Raw genomic sequence first — 19393 nt, 5'->3', positions numbered from 1 at the left:
ACACGCAACAAATTGTTGCGTTCGCGCGTCAAGGCTGATCTTGGTTCGCATGTAGTTATCGCCTGCGTTTTCTGCGAGAATAAGATTTCGCAGTGATAACAAATAGCGATTCTTTAGAGGCAACCCGCATGACCAAGCGATTAATTTTTGTCGGCTTGTTCATCGGTGTGCTTGTTGCCTTGGTGTTCTATAGCAAATGGTCACCGGAGCCCGCCCATGTTTCGGGCGTCATCGAAGCCGACGAGATTCGGCTCGGCTCTCGTGTTGGCGGACGAGTTGCTCGCGTCCTGGTCGAGGAAGGTGAAGCGGTGAAGAGCGGCGATGTGCTGGTGGAACTGGAGCCCTTTGATCTTTTGGAACGCGAAGCCCAACTTGAGTTTGCACTCGCCGCACGCGAAGCCGATCTGGCTCGTTTCGTTGCAGGATTTCGAGAAGAAGAAAAACTGCAAGGCAAAGCGAGATTGGATCAATTACAAGCGAGACTCGATCTGTTGACCCAGGGGCCTCGCAAGGAGGAAATCGAAGCCGCGCGAGGCCGGTTGGTGCTCGCTGAAACCGCCAAACGGCTCGCCGAACAAACCTTCGAGCGACAATCGAAACTGGCTCGCAATAATGCGGTTTCCTCTCAGGAACTCGACAATTCCAAAGAAGCACTCGAGGCGGCTGCGGCGAACGTCGTTGTTCGACAACAAGAACTTCGTCTACTGGAAGCCGGCACACGCGAAGAAGAGCTGCGTGAGGCGGCGGCGAATGTCGAACAGGCACGCCAAGCTTGGCAACTGATGCTTCACGGTTATCGTCCTGAGGAAATCGAACAAGCCAAGGCATCACGTGATGCAGCGCAGGCGGAGCTCGATGCGATCCGGCGTCAAAAAGAAGAACTGCGGATCAAAAGCCCGATCGATGGGGTGATCGAAGCATTGGATTTGCAACCGGGCGACATGGTGGCCCCCGGGGCACCGGTGTTGTCGATGTTGGACCGAGATCAGCTTTGGATCCGAGCCTATGTGCCTCAAAACCGTGTTCGCGTCAGTATTGGACAAAAGGTGCGTTTGTCCCTCGATAGTTTTCCCGATGAACCGCTTATGGGAACGATCTCGTTTGTTGCACGACAAGCGGAATTCACGCCCAGCAATGTGCAGACGCTCGAGGAACGGTCCAAGCAAGTTTTTCGCATCAAGGTGACCATCGACGATCCCTCGGATCAATTGCGTCCCGGTTTGATGGCTGACGTTTGGTTGGATTCCGCGGGTGCCGACGAATGAATCCATCGTCTGCGTTGCCGTCGCCCCTGCGTGCTGATCCCGATGCTTCCCCCGTCATTCATGTTCAGTCGCTAACGCGTTCTTTCGGTTCGCTGGTGGCCGTGCGTGACGTCAGTTTTTCGGTGCATCGCGGATCGATCTTTGGTCTGCTGGGACCCAACGGCAGCGGGAAATCGACGATCATTCGCATGTTACTTGGCATCTTGCCGCCGAGTGGTGGTGATGCTCAGGTGCTTGGGATGGATATCCGCAGCGACGCCGAACGGATCAAGCCACGCGTGGGTTACATGTCGCAACAATTCAGTCTGTATGGCGACTTGTCGGTGCAAGAGAACCTCGATTTCTACGGCCGCATTTACGGGCTCGATTCCGATCAATTGGCGCAGCGTCGCGAGCAAGTACTCAACTTAACTGGGTTGGGAAATCGATTACCTCAATTAGCTCGTACGCTGTCCGGCGGTTGGAAACAGCGATTGGCTCTGGCGTGTTCGTTGATTCACGAACCCGAAGTCTTGTTTCTCGATGAGCCGACCGCGGGCATTGATCCGGTCGCACGCAGGCAGCTTTGGGATTTGTTGTTCGAGTTATCTGGCCGTGGGGTGACGCTGTTTGTCACGACGCATTACATGGACGAGGCCGAGCGATGCAGCGAAGTCGGTTATATCTATCAATCGCGGCTATTGGTCCTTGGCAAGCCTCATCAATTGAAAGAATTGCCCGAAGTGAATCCGGCGGGAACGCAGAGGTTCGAAATTCGGTTGCCCAGTCCGGCGCGTCACTTGGTGTCGCTGCGTCAGGTCCCCGAAGTTCATGACGCGACATTGTTCGGAGAGACGATCCACGTGCTGATGGATCAAACTCGCTCGCCCGCTGATGTGCTGCGTCAACTAGGCATTTCACCCGCGGAAGAGACGCGTGAAATCGCACCCAGTTTGGAGGATGTGTTTGTCACGTTGACTCGCAATGCAGAGCGGCGATCGAGTGCGGAGGCCGAATCAACCGAAACCTCGGAACCACTCGCCTCGGATGACGTTCATTTGCCTGCAGCGTCCAGCGCACCCGCCCCACTAAACTCTTTGCAGAATTCGGTTACTGATCCAACTTCTACCCCTCACGGGACGTGGACCGGGTTGTGGGCAGTGTTGCTCAAAGAATTGGTGCACATTCGCCGTCAACCGACCACGTTGTTCTTCATGCTGGTGATCCCAGCGATGCAAACGATCATTTTTGGTTACGCGATTGACACTCAGATCGAACACATCCCGACGGTCGTCTTTAACATGGATGGCCGTCAGATGTCGCGAGAGCTAACCGCAGCGTTTGAAAATACGCGTCGTTTCCAAATCACCGGCCACGTGTGGGACGAAGAATCGTTTCAGCGATCGCTTTCGTCGGGCAACGCAAAAGTGGGCATCCGCATCCCACCGAATTACGTCGATCAATTGCTGCGAGGCGAACAAACACGTTTGCAAGTTTTGATTGATGGCAGTGATTCGCAAGTGGCGACGACGGCACAAAGTACGGCACAACTGCTAGGCATGAATTTGTCGATCCAGTTGGCACGCAAAAAGGGAGACGCTTTGCAATTGGCTCCCGCCCGCGACGCGTCCGGTTCTGGCACGCTACCGATCGAAGTGCGAACACGCATGTTGTATAACCCCGATTTGGACAGCTCTCATTTCTTTGTCCCTGGGTTGGTCGGAATTATCCTGCAATTGGTCACCCTGTTCCTGACTTCGTTCGCCGTTGTTCGCGAACGGGAACTTGGCACGTTAGAGCAATTATTCGTCACGCCGGTGGGCCGCACCGGATTGTTGCTAGGCAAGTTGATGCCGTACGCGTTGGTGGGCTTCGTTTCGCTACTGACCGTAATGGTCGTGATGATCTATGTGTTCGGAGTTGAGATTCGAGGCAGCATCACGTTGCTGCTTGGGTTGTCGATGTTGTTTATGGTTTGCTCGTTGGCCTTGGGGTTATTGGTTTCGACGATCGCCAAAACCCAACTCGAAGCATTCCAGGTTGCCTTTGTGATCATGTTGCCTTCGGTCTTGTTGTCGGGCTTTGTGTTTCCCCGCAGCGAAATGCCGCTGCCGATATACCTGGTTACGTTTGCGATCCCCGTGACGTATTACATCGAAATACTTCGCGGCGTCGTACTCCGCGGTGCAGACATTATTGACCTGATGCCGTGGGTGATTGGGCTGACCATTTGTGGTGCCGTCGTCCTGACGCTCAGCGTGGCAAGATTCCAAAAGCGACTGAGCGGATAAGCCGTTGCAGTATCCGATTTGCGTGCCATCGAGGACGTTGAATGTTTAGACGCGTCCCCACACAACCGTGTTTTTCTTTGAGTTGAGCGGAGTTCATGCTGTGATGAATCGTTGGGAGAAAGTTGAAGGCACGCCATCGATACTTGGTGCGACTTGGGTCGAAGAGGACGAGGCGTTTAATTTCGCACTTTATTCCAAGCACGCCGAGGAGGTGAGGTTGCTGCTGTATTCCAATTCGGATTTAGTCCAACCTGTCTTGGATGTGTCGCTTGACTATTTAAAGAACAAATCAGGGCCGGTCTGGCATTGTCGCGTCAACCGCGAAGCTGCCCGCGACGCAAAGTACTATGCGTATCGCGTCGACGGGCCTCCGCCGCAACCCGGTTACGATTGGCACTGTTTCGACTTTGAAAAGATTTTGCTCGATCCCTCCGCCCACAGCGTTTATTTTCCTAAGGAGTTCAGCCGTGAAGCCGCCTGTAAACCCGGATCCAATGCCGGCCGTGCTCCGCTAGGAGTGCTGCCGACAGAACTCTGCGGATTCGATTGGAGTGATGATCAACAACCGCGTCACGATTCGGATCTCGTTATTTATGAACTGCATGTGAAAGGGTTCACTCAGAATCCCAACTCAGGCGTTCCTGATGCGCATCGCGGTACCTTTCTTGGTGTTGTCGACAAAATTCCGTACCTTGTCGAGTTAGGTGTAACCGCAGTCGAGCTGATGCCAGTCTTTCAATTTGATCCCGACGATCATAATTATTGGGGCTATATGCCGCTCAATTTCTTTTCACCGCATCATGCTTATGCAACGGTTCCGGGGGCGTGTCAGCAGCAGCACGAGTTTCGCACGATGGTAAAGGCGTTGCATGGTGCAGGGATCGAGGTGATTTTGGACGTTGTCTACAACCACACCTGCGAAGGTGACCATCAAGGCCCGGTCTATAGTTTCAAGGGCATCGACAACAGTTCTGCGTACATCATTACTGGTAACCCCGACGCTCCGTTTGCGAACTATAGCGGAACCGGAAACACGTTGCACACGGCGAACCGTGCAGTGCGACGGCACATCGTCGATAGCCTGCGTTTTTGGGATTCGCAAATGCACGTCGACGGGTTCCGATTCGATTTGGCATCGGTGTTCACTCGCAATTCAGACGGCTCGATCAACTTAAAAGATCCACCGATCGTTAGTGAAATCGGAACCGATGCCGACCTTTCAAACAATCGATTGATTGCTGAGCCTTGGGACGCCGACGGTGAATTCCAACTCGGCCAAAAATTCCCAGGCCAACGATGGATGCAGTGGAACGCTCGCTACCGAGATACGTTGCAGCAATTCGTCCGCGGCGACAAGGGATTGGTTGCTGAGTTGATGACTCGATTGTACGGCAGTGCCGATTTGTTTCCCGACGATCGGATGCACGCTTACCAACCAGCGCTGAGCGTTAATTACATCACCTCACATGATGGATTCACGCTATCCGATTTGGTCAGCTACGACCAAAAACGCAACTGGGCCAACGGCAACAACAACACTGACGGATCCAACGAATCAAGCTGGAATTGCGGATGGGAAGGGGACGATGCGGTGCCCAGCGAAGTGATGAAACTTCGCCAACAACAAATCAAAAACTTTATTTGTTTGCTGATGCTATCCAACGGGACGCCCATGTTTCGCATGGGGGACGAGTTCATGCAAACGCAACACGGCAACAACAACCCGTACAATCAAGACAACGAAACGAGTTGGCTCGATTGGTCAAGGCGAACAGAATTCGACGCAATCTTTCGCTTCTTTCAACGGATGATCGCTTTCCGTAAATCGCATCCGTCGATCAGCCGTTCGCGGTTTTGGCGAGACGACGTGAGGTGGTACGGCGCGAGCCATCATGTGGATATGTCCGAATCATCTAATCAGCTCGCGTTCTGCCTACACGGCGCGTCGCAACAAGATGCGGACATCTATGTGATGATCAATGCGGGAACCGATGCCGTCGATTTTGGGATTTTCGAACACGCGATTGGTACGTGGCATCGGGTGGTCGATTCGTCACAGCCGAGTCCCTATGATTTCATCGACACCGACGCCGAGGTTGTCAACGCGTCGAGCTACCACGTCAATGCTCATTCGGTCGTGGTGTTAATCGCAGCGGCGAACCGCTAGCGACGTTGTTCCCAGATGACTTCCTTAAGAGTCAGATGACTTCTTAAGAGACTGTAGGGTGATGTCCCTTCAATATCGGCTGCATCTGGCGTGGTGCCTGCAACCAGCCTTGCTGGACATACCACTTGGCCGTCTGAGATATTCGTTGTTGCAACGGTTGATCGGGGACGAAGCCGGTGTCTCGATTCAGTGCCGCAGAGGAGCAGGTCCAGGAGCCGGCCGTCGCTTCCCTTGCTTTGTCGAGGTTGAGAATGTTCGGATGTCGGACGACTTGCGAAACAATCTCATTAATGGCGGCGATACCCCAAACTGCTGCCTTGGGGCTGCGAATCACCCAGGCATGGTAACGTCCGAGCGATCGGCCGATCATGCGCCCAAGTTCGGCATAGGTCGGATTTTCGGCGTCAGCAGCAAAGTAGATTCCGGTCGAGTCATCGGGATTCGTCGATACGCGACGTCCTTGGCTCGCCGCCATCACAAGTGCCTTGCTAAGGTCTTCGGCGTGGATGACCGAAACATAATCGTCATTGAAACCGGGAGCCAAGTGGAACCCGAATTTTGCGACCGTTTTGAACATTTCTAAGCCGTCATGATCTCCCTGTCCCATCACGATCGGCGGCCGCACAATGGTTGTCGGCACATCCGCAGCAAACTGCATCGCGGCTCGTTCTCCGGCGAGTTTGCTGCGACCGTAGTGAGAAACAGGGTTGGGGGTGTCCGTTTCAGTACGAGGCTCGGAACCCTGGGAAGGCCCCGCAGCAGCAAGCGAGGAAACGACCACTAAGACAGGAGCCTGATCACGCCGCGCGCAACACGCTGAGACATTAGCGACGCCCTGTTCGTTGACCCGAGCAAATTCGCGAGTACGTAAACACTTGGTGACTCCCGCCAAATGGTAGACCTCATCAATCCCATCGAGCGAACGAGTGATTGAATTTGGGTCCGTGACATCACCGACCACAAATCGAGGAGCAAACGGTTCGAGTTGACTGCGATCAGAATGGTCGCGGACCAGACAAGTGACCTCATGTCCACGTCGCGTCAGATCGCGAACTAAATGAGCACCTATGAACCCAGTCGCGCCTGTCACCAAAGAATGTGCCATTGGTCTGCCCCTATCAAAGAAGTTCAACTTGAGATACCAACACTGGCCAAGGGCTCCACCTCGACACTAAAACTACACCATCATCGATCGAATGCCTTTGCAAAGACTGTGCCATGGTGGGCAGCACAGTGAGGCATGGTCTTGCGAAAAATGTTTGTTGACTGAATCAACGTATCACTCGCTGCCGTGAACCGTATCCATTGCGGTTGAGAGTTGCGTTGTTTCGCGATTCACCGACGATGTCACACACGCGTTCGTCGACGCCGGTACCTCTGAGTCTACTCCCCCAATTTGACTGGGCACAGTTTTTTTTGCGGATTTTTATCAATCTGAACCGCCATGCGATAGGGTCATGCCGTGTTTTTTGGTCCGCAGCACGAGAAACCAAGGTCAGCGTTCGCGTTGTGCTCTGCATCGCCATGGCGGCGATGTCGACACGAACGTCTCCTATGGCTTGAGCGAACTTGCACGTTCGCGCCATCGAGCTGTGCATTTCTGCGCGGTGAATTTATCCGCCTCTTCCCATGCCGCTCAGGGCACTGACGCCATTTCCAAATACGGATTACGCGTGAGCATGACTAAAGGAGGGCGGATCACTTGCGGGAAAACTCTCGTCCGACGCTTCGTCAATCATCTCTTCCTCGTGCGCATGCACCGCGGATTCGGTAGCCGACGTTTTGTCACCGCGGACCTGTTGCCAGCGAACCGCCAGTTCGGCCGCGTCGGCTGTTTTCTTAAGCAGATCGGGATAGCGATGGGGCGGCTCGAGATTAGCAAATGCTTCGGCCTGCTTTAGAAATTCAGCCTTATCGGATTCCGTCTCGGCGATTGCTCCCGCACACTGGCGGAGGTGATCGCAGAGGAGTTCCCACTGGGATTTCACAAATTGGTCAATCATTTCTGCACCTTCGAGTTGGTTTTCGAGTCAAAAGTCGACTAGCAAAGCCAATTCTTTAAAACAGTGCAATTTTGATGCCACGGCAGGGCCTGTAGTGTGAATCAAAACGATGTAGGCCGAATCAAGTCGCGGTTGCGACGCAGATCCGGCCAACAACTTACAAACTGACGCAAACGGACTTGGTTTGCAAATAATTTTCCAATACCGCGTGCCCCATCTCGCGGCCCCAACCGGATTGTTTGTAACCGCCAAATGGCAACGCAGCATCAAACACACTGTAACAATTGATCCATACCGAACCGGCTTTAACCGCTTTGGCAAACCGATGCGCCTTGGAAATGTCACGCGTCCAAATGCCTGCCGCCAATCCGTAAGCGGTGTTGTTGGCTTGACCGACAAGCTCGGCCTCATCGCTAAACGGCATCGCCGCAACCACCGGTCCAAAAATCTCTTCACGCACCACCGACATCTCCTCCGAAGCGTTTTTCAGTACCGTCGGCTGAACAAAGTAGCCTGGGCGATCCAGTGCCGAGCCGCCCGCGGACGCCTCGGCTCCTTCGGCTACTCCGGCTTTCAAAAAGCCCGTGACGCGATCGAATTGTTCTCGAGAAACGAGCGGGCCCATCTGAGTCGAGGCATCAAATCCGCTGCCGACTTTCAAGTTCTTTGCGATCTCACTGACCCCAGCAACCACTTCGTCGTAGACGCCTTTCTGTACAAACAGCCGTGAGCCTGCGCTACATACCTCGCCTTGATTAAAAAAGATCGCGTCCGCCGCACCGGCGATCGCGGAATCCAGATCGGCGTCGTCGTAGATCACATTGGGGCTCTTGCCCCCAAGTTCGAGACTGACGCGTTTCAAATTGCCGGTGGCCGCATTGATGATCAACTTGCCCACTTCGGTGGATCCTGTAAACGCGACCTTGTCAATTTGGTCGTGCGACGCGATCGCGGCCCCGGCCGTTTCACCAAAGCCCGTGACAATATTGACGACGCCATCCGGTACTCCTGCTTCGGCGATCAATTCGCCCAATCGCAACGCCGACAACGGAGTCTGCTCGGCAGGCTTCAGGATTACGGTGCAACCGGTCGTTAACGCTGGCGCCAATTTCCAGGCGGCCATCAGTAGCGGGAAATTCCATGGAATGATCTGGCCGACGACCCCAACGGGTTCTCGTAGTGTGAACGCATGAAACTCGGCGCCGGGAGCGTAGGGCAAACTAATTGGGATCGTGTTGCCTTCGATCTTGGTGGCCCAACCGGCCATGTAGCGAAACATGTCGGCCGCCAACGCGACGTCAGCCGCCTTGGCCACGGCGAACGGTTTGCCATTGTCGAGCGTTTCAATCTGAGCCAACTCGTCGGCGTGTTCTTCGATCAGTTCACCGATTTTCCAGATCAAACGCGAACGCTCTGATCCGCCCATTTTCGACCACGGACCTTGGTCGAATGCCTTTCTCGCCGCGGCGACAGCCAACTCGACATCCGCCGCTTCCCCCTCAGCAGCTTGAGCGACAACCTGATCGGTTGCAGGGTCATAAACGTCGAATGTCTTGCCGCTTTTGGCGTCGACCCATTTGCCGCCAATCAACATTTTCTTGGGCGAACTCAGGAACGACTGTAGCGAAGCGGGGATCGGTGAGTTTGTTGCGATGGACATCGGTCACTCCTTCGGATTTTGTACTGGACAGTAGTCTTAGTTTTGGAGGCGCAATCTGATTTTCGGGTACAGTCGTAGCGAAAGTCGCCAAGACTTTCGGCAATTCATGTGCAGGCCGAAACTCTCCGCGAGTTTCGCTACCCCGAACAAAGCAGCCTTCACTTGTGTGCTTGCGAAATATAGGCAACTCTACATCTATTGAATGCCAAGCACTAACGCCTGACAAGTATTTTTACATACTACAACTACGACTCGCCCTTGTCCTTATTGGCTCTTCGCTTGGCTTCCAACAAGCGCTCGGTGTAACTCGGTCCCGCCGATTCTGGTTTGGATTCGGCAACCGGTTTCGCTTCGCTGCGAGGGCCGCTAATCGTTGATGTATCGACTGGTGTCCCCTCCATTTCTGTAGGCTCGAACCGCACGCTGGCACGCCGCCGCTCAAGGGAATCGCCGAGCGAGTCTTTGCTCTTTTGTAGTGCATCAAGCCGGGCGGTCACTTTGGCGTCGCGATCGTCTTTCTGCCCTCGCATCCGATCGACGGTTCGGCCAATCCAATCCAAATTGATTGCCACCCGACGAACGAATACGTCGCCAAGAAACAGTCCACAGCTAGCCAAGACGAACCAAGGCCACACATCACGAAAACTTCTCGCCAATGCTAAACCGCCACGAAAGGCGTTGGTATCGACTAGCGACTCACTGAGTTGATTCTCTAGCGGCGGTGTCACCTCGCCCGGTTCGCCGCCGCGTGGTGTCAGTGCGGCCAGTGATTCCATTAACGCTCGATTGGTTTCTCGCACGCGGAACTCGTCGCTGTACGGAACCGTCACGCCGGTGGTCAGCGGTGACGCCCCCGGTCCAGGGACCACGTTGACAAAATAGCTGCCGGTTTCGTCCGCCGGAAACGATCCAACGTATCGGCCGGGCGCGGTTTGCCGCATTCTCAGCGGTACCGGTTGCAAACTCGGATCGAGCGCCGAGGCATTCATATCCAAAAAGTTCAGAAATGAATCGTCTTGATCCAAAGCATTGACGACAACTTGGACCTCGCCATCACGGACCTGCGTTGCGATCGAAAATTTCCCAGTGTCGCCGGTCGGCCGCATCAACCAACGGACCAATTGCGCATAAAACTTGTCATAGCCTGCCCACTCGGTCCAATCGGCGGCCCAGCGTGCTCCCGCATCGGTGGTCATCACCGCGGTACGTCCCAGTCCGTAGGTCCACACCGCTAACACTGTGGCGTTCTCGGGTGAATCAGGTTTCGGCGATTGGATCAAAACTTGAGCCAGCGGGCTGTCTTTGGTCTGCGTCAACACAAAGCCATTGATGTTCGGCAGCACACGATCGACGCCCTCGAGCATCGCGTGCGGAAAAATGACCTGTGGGTTCGCTCCCCCAGGCGGCTCGTAGACCAACGGCCGTGACACTCGACGAGCTTCACGCTGAAAGATTCGCGGCAGTGCTTTTCCGCTGGCGGCTTGATAGTACTTGCCCCCGGTGTCTTGGGCGATCTTGCGTAACCGCGCACTCTCGGTCAAACCATGCGACGCGACCGCCACGGTGCTGATCGTGATGTTATTGGTTTTGAAGGAGCTGATGGTGCCGGGTGACGGATCGCTCGGGTCGCCGTCGCTGATGATGATACAGTGCTTGGTCGAAGCGGGGGTGCGAGTCAGACCGGCAACCGCCATTCGCATCGCAGGATCAAATTGCGGCATATCGCCCGGGGTCATGCGTCCGATCGCGGTCAACATCGCCTTGCGGTTTGGGCCCACTTCGAGCAGTCCGTTGCGACCGCCCCACAGCCACGCGTCGCCCGTCATGGTCCAGTGCAGGACGCCGGCGTAGTCGGCTGGACCAAGTTGTTCTACGGCCGCCCGCGCGATCACTTTTTGCCAATGGTTACCTTCGGCCATCTCGCTGGCGTGCATGATACACGCCAGTGCTCCGACCGCTTGAATTTTGGTGTTTTTGATTTTGAAGTCGACCGGCATCGCCTTTTCTAGCTCGGTGCCCGACCATCCGCCCGCCCCGAACGCCTCGGGACCGCCGATCATTAGTAGCCCCGCGCCAAGTTGCTGCGTGTTGCGAACGAGCATATCGATCTGTTCGTCGGTGAAGGACGAGATTTGTTCGCTACTGTCGCCCGCGGCTCGTGGCACGCCCGCCAAGATCACCGCGTCATACGCTTGCAGTTCCGCCAGCGAACCGAACAATTCGTCACTCGGCTGCTGGACCACTTCGATGTTCGCATCCCGCAGCGCGTCGGTCATTAAATCAAAGTCGCCGATATGCGATTTGTCTTCGATCAGCAACACACGTCCTTTGCCTCGGACATAGGTATAGGCCGTTGCACTATTATTTTGGCGGATGCCGTCATCGTCGGCCGCGTCGGGAACAAATTCGGCTTCGTAGGTGTAGCCCGCCGGTTGCTCGATTTGATGGCGAAGCGGGAAGACATTTTTTCCAGAATCCAGTGTTACCGATTGCTCTAACAGCAACGATTCTTGGCCTCCGACTCGCTGTTTGACTCGCAATTTCCCTTCGACCGGTTCGCCAGTTCCTGCCTCGGAATAATTGCTGACCACGATCCGCGCCTCGAACGGCTGTCCTTTGCGGATGTTGTCGGGCAAGTCGATCTTTTCGACCAAGACTTCACTCTTCGTATCGATGATCACAGGAACGACATCGATTCCGATCCCAGCTTGGGCCGCTCGCGCTGCCAACTTGCGAGCTTGCCCGATGTTCTCGTTGCCATCGGTGACAATTACGATGCGGCGAGACGTATCTTCGGGCATCGACGCCTGAGCCAGATTCAGTGCCGATTCCAAATTGGTCGCATCGGTCCGGTCACGCAAACTTTCCAGCCGACGTAACGGCGGAATGTCGTCATCAAACGGCGGGATCTCGATCGACGCGTCGCGTCCAAAAACCACGATCCCCGCACGGTCTTCGCGCGCCCCGTCACGATGCCGCTTGACATTCCGAATCACGTATTCCAGCATCACTTGGCGTTTGACTCGCGGGATACTTTCGCTTTGGTCCAGCAAGTACATCACCGTCACTCGGTCGCTGACCCAAACCAATTGCACTCCGGCCAGCGCCAGTACGATGCCAGTCCAGACGACGGTGCGAAATAGCAACGCGAAGCCACGGCGAAACGGCCCCAAGGCTCCGAGCGAGCGGAATCCGTACCACCACAACAGTGGCAAAAATAGCAGCAACCACAAGTAGCCGGGCTGGTCGAAACCGAGTCGCGTGGGAAGCATCATGGGCAGATTGTCAACCAAAAGTGTGGGGTAGGCTTCCAGCCTGTCATCGGTAGCATTGTCATTCCGCCGCCACTCTACGCGATCGATTCCGGTTCACGGTAATAAACCGAGGCGAAGAAGACGGCGGCAATGCCCACTATACCAAATCCCAGGATGAAAACCGAGATTGCGATACTTGGCATCCCCAGCACGTCGGTCTTATCGGCGGGTGCTAAACAGACCGCCACGACGCTGATCACATTGTTGACAAAGTGGGCCAGCATCGCGGGAAACAGCGACCCGCTTTTCCATGACAAAAAGCCCAGATAAACGCCCAGCGGAAATACGGCGACAATGTGCACAAAGTCCATATGGAAGGCGGCGAACAAGAACGACGAAACCAAAATGCCGGATAGCGGACCAAACGATTTGGTCAACCGCGTCTGCACATAACCGCGAAACAGGATCTCTTCGCACAGCGCCGGCGTCGCTCCGATCAACAATGCGATTGGAATTAGGAATCCGTTCTGGCCGTGGAAACGAAACGCCTCGCTCATTACCTTTAAACTCTCGCTCTCTTCCATAAAACCACCGACGACGAGCGACGAGATCAGTCCCACCAGCGGCGTGGCAAATGCGGCAGCGAACCAGACCCAGACGGGCCAGCGCCCGCGGACCAACGACAGCCGCTTGCGTGTTTCCACAGGCGACAGTATCGCGGCGAACAATGATGGCACGATCATGGCCAATTGCGGAATCAAGATGATCATCACGATTCCGATTCGCGACTTCATCACATCGCCCAACGCGTTGGGATCCGAAACCAATTCGGCGTTGAAACCGCCATGAACGATCAAGAACGCGAGTACAGAGGTGACCATGCTGACGAACAAAAAGACGCCCAACGAGGCAGCGACCACGGCGATGGTGGTCCACCAGCGAAAGCGTTCGGGGGACAGTTCGATCGAGCCGATCGGCGGCGGAGCAAGCTCATCCACCTCGGAAAGAGGATGTGACGGCGCCGGAGCATAGGGGTTGGCTGGTTCGAGTGGTTGCGATCCGAAAGGGGGCGGGGCATGCGGCAGATCAGCATTCGGCCTCGTACCGGCGTCTGAGTCGGGGTTTCGAGTTTGATCGTCTTCAGGCGGACAAGGGTCCATGGTCGATATTTCCTAGAGATCGCACGCGGAAAACGGCTCCAAACCGTGACATCATTGACGGCCGTTTGCGTGATGGGCTTTGGGCGAGCCCGTAGTGTACGCGACAAACCCGTCGCCGGGTATTCACGACGTTTCCGATGTCGCCGACGAAATATTCGCAGACGGCCGGGCGGCGATATTCGAAAAACGGTCGCAATGGTTCAACGCTGGTCGGTTGGCATCGTCCACGGGAGTTTTCGCGTTTGGGGTTAGCGAGGTACGAGCCTGATTCATTCCAGAACCTCCATGCTTGGCCTGCTTCGGATTCTTAATCGTAATCTTACTCTTACTCCTAATCTTCTCCGCTTGTCACTCGGCCCAGTTGTGCTAACGCAGACGGGATTAAGATTACGAGTAGGATCAAGATTAAGAGTTGCTGACCGAAGGTTCAGAGAACCGGCATCAGCCCATTGTCGCTCGGCTTTCCAAGCCGATTGCGTTCATTCACCCGCAGCAAACCGCTTCATCGGCAAACGTTCATTTACCTAGTGAAAATGGATGGGAGTGACCGGCGACCCGCCATTGAGCGTGCGAGTATGAGCGGGTTGTAGGCCGCGACGAGTGTTTTTTTGACAGACGAATGCGGGACAGACGAATGAATTCAGAGCGACGATTCGGCTGTCCCACATTCGGCTGTCAAAATCGCCTTGGATCCGTTTCTGTCGAGAGAAAGCGGTAGCGCCCAACCATCACTCTCGGCGTTCTCCGCGTTTGAAACCCAAGCACGATCCAGCCAAAACGACATGATTTGATAATCGGATCACGGCGCATCTCGGCTTCATTCATCTCAAAACTTCCAGGCTTTGCCTGGTCCCGATTCTTAGTCCTAATCTTACTCTTAATCCTAATCTTCACCGCTTGTCATCCGCCCCAGTTGTGCTTGCGCAGACGGGATTAAGATTAAGAGTTACTTGCTCAAGGTCCAGAGCACCAGCGTCAGCCCATTGTCGCTCGGCTTTCCAAGCCGATTGCGTTCATTGAGCCGCAGCACACCGCTTCATCGGCAAACGTTCATTTACCTAGTGAAAATGGATGGGAGTGACCGGCGACCCGCCGTTGAGCGTGCGAGTATAAACGGGTTGTAGGCAGCGACGATTGATTTCTGACAGACGAATGTGGGACAGACAAATGAATTCAGAGCGACGATTCGTCTGTCCCACATTCGGCTGTCAAAATCGCCTTGGATCCGTTCCTGTCAAGAGAAAATGGTAGCACCCCACCATGACATTCTGCGTTCTCCGCGACTCAGCGTTTGAAATCCGAGAACGATCGATCAGGCGATTTGTCTTGATAATCGGATCACGGCGAATCTCGGCCTGCTTCATTTCAAAACTTCCAGGCTTTGCCTGCTCCCGATTCTTAATCGTAATCTTACTCTTAATCTTAATCTTCTCCGCTTGTCACTCGACCCAGTTGTGTTTGCTCAGACGGAATTAAGATTAAAAGTTTCTAGTACAAGGTCCAGAGCACCCGCATCAGTCCGCTTGTCGCTCGGCTTTCCAAGCCGATAGCGTTCATTCAGCCGCAGCAAACCGCTTCATCGGCAATCGTTCATTGCAATCTCCCTCGCGTCAGTGACGAACAAAACGTCTCTCGCGGAGCTGAGGCGACTACGCCCCTCCTGCAATGCTTGCAAGGCAAAATCTTTTAGGGAAGCCACGAAAAGTGTGGTAGGCTAGTTCCCCGATTTTGCGTTTCGATCCCAGTCCTCTTGCGACGGATCGACGCGACTCATCTTTTCTCACCCAATGCGGGGGCACTCAAGCAATGGACGCTTCTTCTCACAGCGGCACGAACCCCTTGTCGACTCGTTGGCTTGGCGTTTATACCGATGGGCGATTGTACACTCAGGCTCATGGTCGCTACGCGCCACGCGATGCAATCGAAGACACCTTGTCGAGCCGTTTGGCGGTGATCGACCTCGATTCTGCTCGCCCCACCGGGGCCGAATTCATGCGTGTCATTCAGCGAGAAATTAAAATTCGCTTTTATGGACGCAACACGTTATCCAATTACCGCAGTCATTTGAAATCATTTTTGCGATGGTTTGGCAACGCACCGCACGCGATTACCCGCGAGCATGTTCGTGATTACCTTGAGTATCTCGTGGATGCGGGTCTCGACTCCCAAACCGTCTCGGGACATCTGTCGGCCATCCGTACCGTGTTTGACAAAATGTGTTTCCGTGAAATCACGCTTGGACTCGCGACACCCAGGAAATCCAAACGCAAACCGGTTATCCTTAGCACGCAAGAGGTCCAGCGACTGCTGCAAGCAACACCCTCGCTGCGAGACAAACTCTGCTTGGGATTGATGTATGCCACCGGGATGCGGGTCAGTGAAGTTGTGCGATTGAGATATCGCGACATCGATTTTGATCGTGGGGTGATTAGCGTTTGGCAAGGCAAAGGACGGGCCGATCGATCGGTGACACTGCCCAATAGCTACCGACCGCTACTGAAAAACCTTGGCGAGTACTATGATGCGTCTGAGTATGTTTTTCCGAGCGAGAAGCGAGGTCGCCATCTTTCCCCACGGACCGCCGAGCGAATCATGGCCCGAGCAGTGAATATTGCGGAAATCAAAAAACACGCCACGCCGCACACCCTGCGTCACTGCTTCGCCACGCACAGTTATGAAAACGGCTGCGACATTCGCCGCATTCAGCGGGCGTTGGGACATGTGAATTTAGAAACGACCACGATCTACGTCCACATCGCTCGCCCGGGCGAAGGCATGTTGCCCAGTCCGCTGGATCAAATCAGTTCCAATGCGGACCTTGACCCAACCGCCGCGATCGACTCGAGCCTCCCACCCGAGCCGATCAACACTCGCGAAGTAAAGCGGGCAGGCTTTTTGAGATTGCATTTCAAACCCGAGTACGATTCGGCAGGCGAATTGTTGTCGAGCCGAGTCACGATCGCCGTCCAGGACGGGGACCGCCCGATCTATTTCACTGGCATCACCGCGACGATGGAGCGACCAGGATTTGTGACACTATCGATTCCGCACGAGGAGCAGTGGAGCGACTCACTCCGCTGGCTCACGCGGGAACAGCGGGAACGATTTGCTACCGCCAATTTTTTCAAAATGCTACAAGTGCAAATCACCGGCCGGTATTTAAAACTCCCTCCACATTCGCCACAGTAGTGAGCTGCATTCGGAGGTTGCAGCTCAGCGCCTATGAGAAAAACCGTCGTTACCACAAACAAGCTGGCTGCGATTTCGCAAGCAGGGCAGCGGGGAATCCAAAACTCATTCCACAAACCGAAAGAATTTGCAGCAACGATCTGTACCTCGCCAGCAGAAATTGTTTAAAATCAGGAAAACCAAAAGCGAGCCTCCAGTGTGGAGCCTCACCCCATAAAGTACGACACCGAGTCGTACATAACTACGTTGGGCGGCCTCATCGAATCAGTTGGAAACTTGGATGCCGGTCACGATCACGAGCGACGCTGTTGGATTCGCGATGGACACGGCACCGCCCATTGCAGCACTGTGGGCCAACGTCACGGGAATCGTCGCATTCAAACGCGACCTCTTAACGACCGATCTGATTTGTCTTCAACTGCAGCTAGGCGATGGCACGTATATTGAGACTGACGAGGAGATGGTTGGTTACCGCGAGTTCCTCGACATTGTGACCTCAAACTACGATCTAGCACCGAACTGGTGGTCGGACGTCGCATTCCCCGCATTCAAGACCAACATGACAACCATTTGGCCGGCGTCTTCATAGTGCACGGTCGCACAACATGGTTTTTACGCTAGTCGCTTCGCGATCACCTTCGCTCTTTGGCAACGGGCGATGGCGTTGGTACAATTTCACTTACTAAAAGTCAATCGCTTCGTTTTAGGCGGTGACGTAAAAACCTCCCGTTGCACGACCTAACCGCAAAGAAACCCGTGGCTGACGTTTCCCTGAGATTGCTCGTCCTCAAGACTCACGACGTAGCCTCCGTTTGCGCGTTTTACGGTTCGCTGGGCCTGACCTTCACCGAGGAACAGCACGGTAAGGGGCCGCTACATCACTCCGCGCCGCTCGGCGATGGCATCATCGAAATCTACCCGCTGCCCGACGATCAATCAGTTGATTCTACAACGCGTCTTGGATTCGCAATCGCCGATCCTGACACAGCTGTCGATGCTGTGGTGGCGTTTGGTGGTCGCGTGATCAAACCGGGACGTGATACGCCTTGGGGCTATATGGCATTGGTTGCCGATCCCGATGGTCGCACCGTCGAACTCTACCGCGCCTGATGCGCTGTCCTTGCGGCCGTCTGCGGATGGAGACTTGTCTCGCACTTCACCGGTCGTGCAACATGGTTTTTACGCAAGGTCGCGGCTGTCGTCGTTGGAGAGTCTTTCGGTGTGCAAAGGTCAATCACTTCGTTTGCGTTCCATCTGACGCAATCCCGCGATCGCCTTCGCTGTTTGGCGACGGGCGTTGGCTTTGGTAGAATCTGTCATAGTTCAATGTCGTTCTCTTCGGTTGAGAACGGCGACGTAAAAACCTTCCGTTGGGCGACTAGACAACCTAATATTGAGCCGCAATGAAGTTCGTAGCCGTATCCTTGTTAATCGTTGCCTCGCTCGGACTCGTGGCGCATGCCGCCGGACTTTGGGGCGTCATTGGTCGCGATACTGCTGGATTCGCTGTTTCACTACGCAACAACGATTTCGTTTCGCATGATGCGGCGCACGCCATTGGACTTTCCGCTCACATCGTCGGCATCGCCCTCAGTCTGTCTGTTCTTGTTGGGGCTTTCAATCTCTTACGCAACCGCAGCTATCGTCTTTGTTCACTTCTTGGACTGGGGATTTCGATTCCGGCATTGTCACCGCTTTTCGGTCTCGCATTTCCGCTTGGGATCGCTGCGATCGTCATTGGGGTTCGTAACCGTCGGCGATCCGTTGAGCCGAACGCCGGGACCTAGTCGCACAACATGGTTTTTACGCTAGGTCGCGGCTGTCGTCATTGGAGAGGTTTTCGGTGGGCGATGTTCAATCGCTTCGGTCGCTTTCCATCTACTGCCAGCCCGCGATCGCCTTCGCTGTTTGGCGACGGACGTTGGTGTTGGTAGAATCTTTGGTAGTTCAATGTCGTTCTCTTCGGTGGAGAACGGCGACGTAAAAACCTTCCGTTGGGCGGCCTCATCGAATCAGTTGGAAACTTGGATGCCGGTCACGATCACGAGCGACGCTGTTGGATTCGCGATGGACACGGCACCGCCCATTGCAGCACTGTGGGCCAACGTCACGGGAATCGTCGCATTCAAACGCGACCTCTTAACGACCGATCTGATTTGTCTTCAACTGCAGCTAGGCGATGGCACGTATATTGAGACTGACGAGGAGATGGTTGGTTACCGCGAGTTCCTCGACATTGTGACCTCAAACTACGATCTAGCACCGAACTGGTGGTCGGACGTCGCATTCCCCGCATTCAAGACCAACATGACAACCATTTGGCCGGCGTCTTCATAGTGCACGGTCGCACAACATGGTTTTTACGCTAGTCGCTTCGCGATCACCTTCGCTCTTTGGCAACGGGCGATGGCGTTGGTACAATTTC

Annotated in this window: 13 protein-coding genes; 8 read left to right on the top strand and 5 right to left on the bottom strand. The window is 54.7% G+C overall.

Annotated elements, in window-relative coordinates; genetic code table 11:
- Positions 1–128 precede the first annotated feature (128 nt).
- From SH528x_RS09405 to SH528x_RS09395, 3 genes are all read left to right on the top strand, one after another.
- Entirely contained in the window at positions 129–1265 is a 1137-nt protein-coding gene (locus SH528x_RS09405) for an HlyD family secretion protein (RefSeq protein WP_442510270.1), read from the top strand.
- Positions 1262–3535 carry an ABC transporter permease gene (locus tag SH528x_RS09400; protein WP_442510269.1) on the top strand — a complete coding sequence of 758 codons (2274 nt, stop codon included), beginning with the start codon at positions 1262–1264 and terminating at the stop codon, positions 3533–3535. Before SH528x_RS09405 ends, SH528x_RS09400 begins: the two co-directional genes overlap by 4 nt.
- Before the next feature lie 103 nt (positions 3536–3638).
- Positions 3639–5702 (top strand): glycogen debranching protein, encoded by a 2064-nt coding sequence (locus SH528x_RS09395; protein ID WP_442510268.1) that lies wholly within the window; start codon positions 3639–3641, stop codon positions 5700–5702.
- A gap of 43 nt (positions 5703–5745) precedes the next feature.
- Here the strand turns inward: SH528x_RS09395 and SH528x_RS09390 are convergent, their stop codons facing one another.
- From SH528x_RS09390 to SH528x_RS09370, 5 genes are all read right to left on the bottom strand, one after another.
- Complete coding sequence (locus tag SH528x_RS09390) at positions 5746–6807, bottom strand: NAD-dependent epimerase/dehydratase family protein (RefSeq protein ID WP_442510267.1); 1062 nt, start codon at positions 6805–6807, stop codon at positions 5746–5748.
- A gap of 562 nt (positions 6808–7369) precedes the next feature.
- Positions 7370–7705, bottom strand: a complete 336-nt coding sequence (locus SH528x_RS09385; RefSeq protein WP_442510266.1) for a hypothetical protein — start codon at positions 7703–7705, stop codon at positions 7370–7372.
- A 157-nt stretch (positions 7706–7862) separates the two neighbouring features.
- Positions 7863–9365 (bottom strand): aldehyde dehydrogenase family protein, encoded by a 1503-nt coding sequence (locus SH528x_RS09380; RefSeq protein WP_442510265.1) that lies wholly within the window; start codon positions 9363–9365, stop codon positions 7863–7865.
- Positions 9366–9610: 245 nt separating this feature from the next.
- A complete protein-coding gene (locus SH528x_RS09375; RefSeq protein ID WP_442510264.1) occupies positions 9611–12640 on the bottom strand; it encodes a VWA domain-containing protein in 3030 nt (1009 codons plus the stop codon).
- A gap of 74 nt (positions 12641–12714) precedes the next feature.
- Positions 12715–13779: a CPBP family glutamic-type intramembrane protease gene (locus SH528x_RS09370; protein WP_442510263.1), complete on the bottom strand. Its 1065-nt coding sequence runs from the start codon at positions 13777–13779 to the stop codon at positions 12715–12717.
- Positions 13780–15585: 1806 nt separating this feature from the next.
- Between SH528x_RS09370 and SH528x_RS09365 the strand changes: the two genes are divergently transcribed.
- The 5 genes from SH528x_RS09365 to SH528x_RS09345 all read left to right on the top strand — a co-directional run bounded on the left by SH528x_RS09365 (position 15586) and on the right by SH528x_RS09345 (position 19305).
- Positions 15586–16968 (top strand): tyrosine-type recombinase/integrase, encoded by a 1383-nt coding sequence (locus tag SH528x_RS09365; RefSeq protein WP_442510262.1) that lies wholly within the window; start codon positions 15586–15588, stop codon positions 16966–16968.
- A 280-nt stretch (positions 16969–17248) separates the two neighbouring features.
- On the top strand, positions 17249–17557 hold the full coding sequence (locus tag SH528x_RS09360; RefSeq protein ID WP_442510261.1) for a hypothetical protein: 309 nt from the start codon (positions 17249–17251) through the stop codon (positions 17555–17557).
- 167 nt (positions 17558–17724) lie between these two features.
- The gene (locus tag SH528x_RS09355; RefSeq protein WP_442510260.1) at positions 17725–18078 is read left to right on the top strand and encodes a VOC family protein; all 354 of its coding nucleotides are present in this window, start codon (positions 17725–17727) and stop codon (positions 18076–18078) included.
- Between the two features lie 293 nt (positions 18079–18371).
- Positions 18372–18755 carry a hypothetical protein gene (locus SH528x_RS09350; protein WP_442510259.1) on the top strand — a complete coding sequence of 128 codons (384 nt, stop codon included), beginning with the start codon at positions 18372–18374 and terminating at the stop codon, positions 18753–18755.
- Between the two features lie 163 nt (positions 18756–18918).
- Complete coding sequence (locus SH528x_RS09345) at positions 18919–19305, top strand: hypothetical protein (protein WP_442510258.1); 387 nt, start codon at positions 18919–18921, stop codon at positions 19303–19305.
- Positions 19306–19393: the final 88 nt, after the last annotated feature.

It is taken from the genome of Novipirellula methanifontis, assembly GCF_052161655.1.
Lineage (GTDB): Bacteria > Planctomycetota > Planctomycetia > Pirellulales > Pirellulaceae > Novipirellula.
Note: the sequence above shows the minus strand (reverse complement) of the source record. Positions and strands in the feature narration are given on the sequence as shown.

Coding starts and splice junctions, on each gene's coding strand:
- SH528x_RS09375 (WP_442510264.1), bottom strand. CDS start 12,640: ATGATGCTTCCCACGCGACTCGGTTTCGACCAGCCCGGCTACTTGTGG.
- SH528x_RS09360 (WP_442510261.1), top strand. CDS start 17,249: ATGCCGGTCACGATCACGAGCGACGCTGTTGGATTCGCGATGGACACG.
- SH528x_RS09370 (WP_442510263.1), bottom strand. CDS start 13,779: ATGGACCCTTGTCCGCCTGAAGACGATCAAACTCGAAACCCCGACTCA.
- SH528x_RS09390 (WP_442510267.1), bottom strand. CDS start 6,807: ATGGCACATTCTTTGGTGACAGGCGCGACTGGGTTCATAGGTGCTCAT.
- SH528x_RS09345 (WP_442510258.1), top strand. CDS start 18,919: ATGTCGTTCTCTTCGGTGGAGAACGGCGACGTAAAAACCTTCCGTTGG.
- SH528x_RS09395 (WP_442510268.1), top strand. CDS start 3,639: ATGAATCGTTGGGAGAAAGTTGAAGGCACGCCATCGATACTTGGTGCG.
- SH528x_RS09405 (WP_442510270.1), top strand. CDS start 129: ATGACCAAGCGATTAATTTTTGTCGGCTTGTTCATCGGTGTGCTTGTT.
- SH528x_RS09385 (WP_442510266.1), bottom strand. CDS start 7,705: ATGATTGACCAATTTGTGAAATCCCAGTGGGAACTCCTCTGCGATCAC.
- SH528x_RS09365 (WP_442510262.1), top strand. CDS start 15,586: ATGGACGCTTCTTCTCACAGCGGCACGAACCCCTTGTCGACTCGTTGG.
- SH528x_RS09350 (WP_442510259.1), top strand. CDS start 18,372: ATGAAGTTCGTAGCCGTATCCTTGTTAATCGTTGCCTCGCTCGGACTC.
- SH528x_RS09380 (WP_442510265.1), bottom strand. CDS start 9,365: ATGTCCATCGCAACAAACTCACCGATCCCCGCTTCGCTACAGTCGTTC.
- SH528x_RS09400 (WP_442510269.1), top strand. CDS start 1,262: ATGAATCCATCGTCTGCGTTGCCGTCGCCCCTGCGTGCTGATCCCGAT.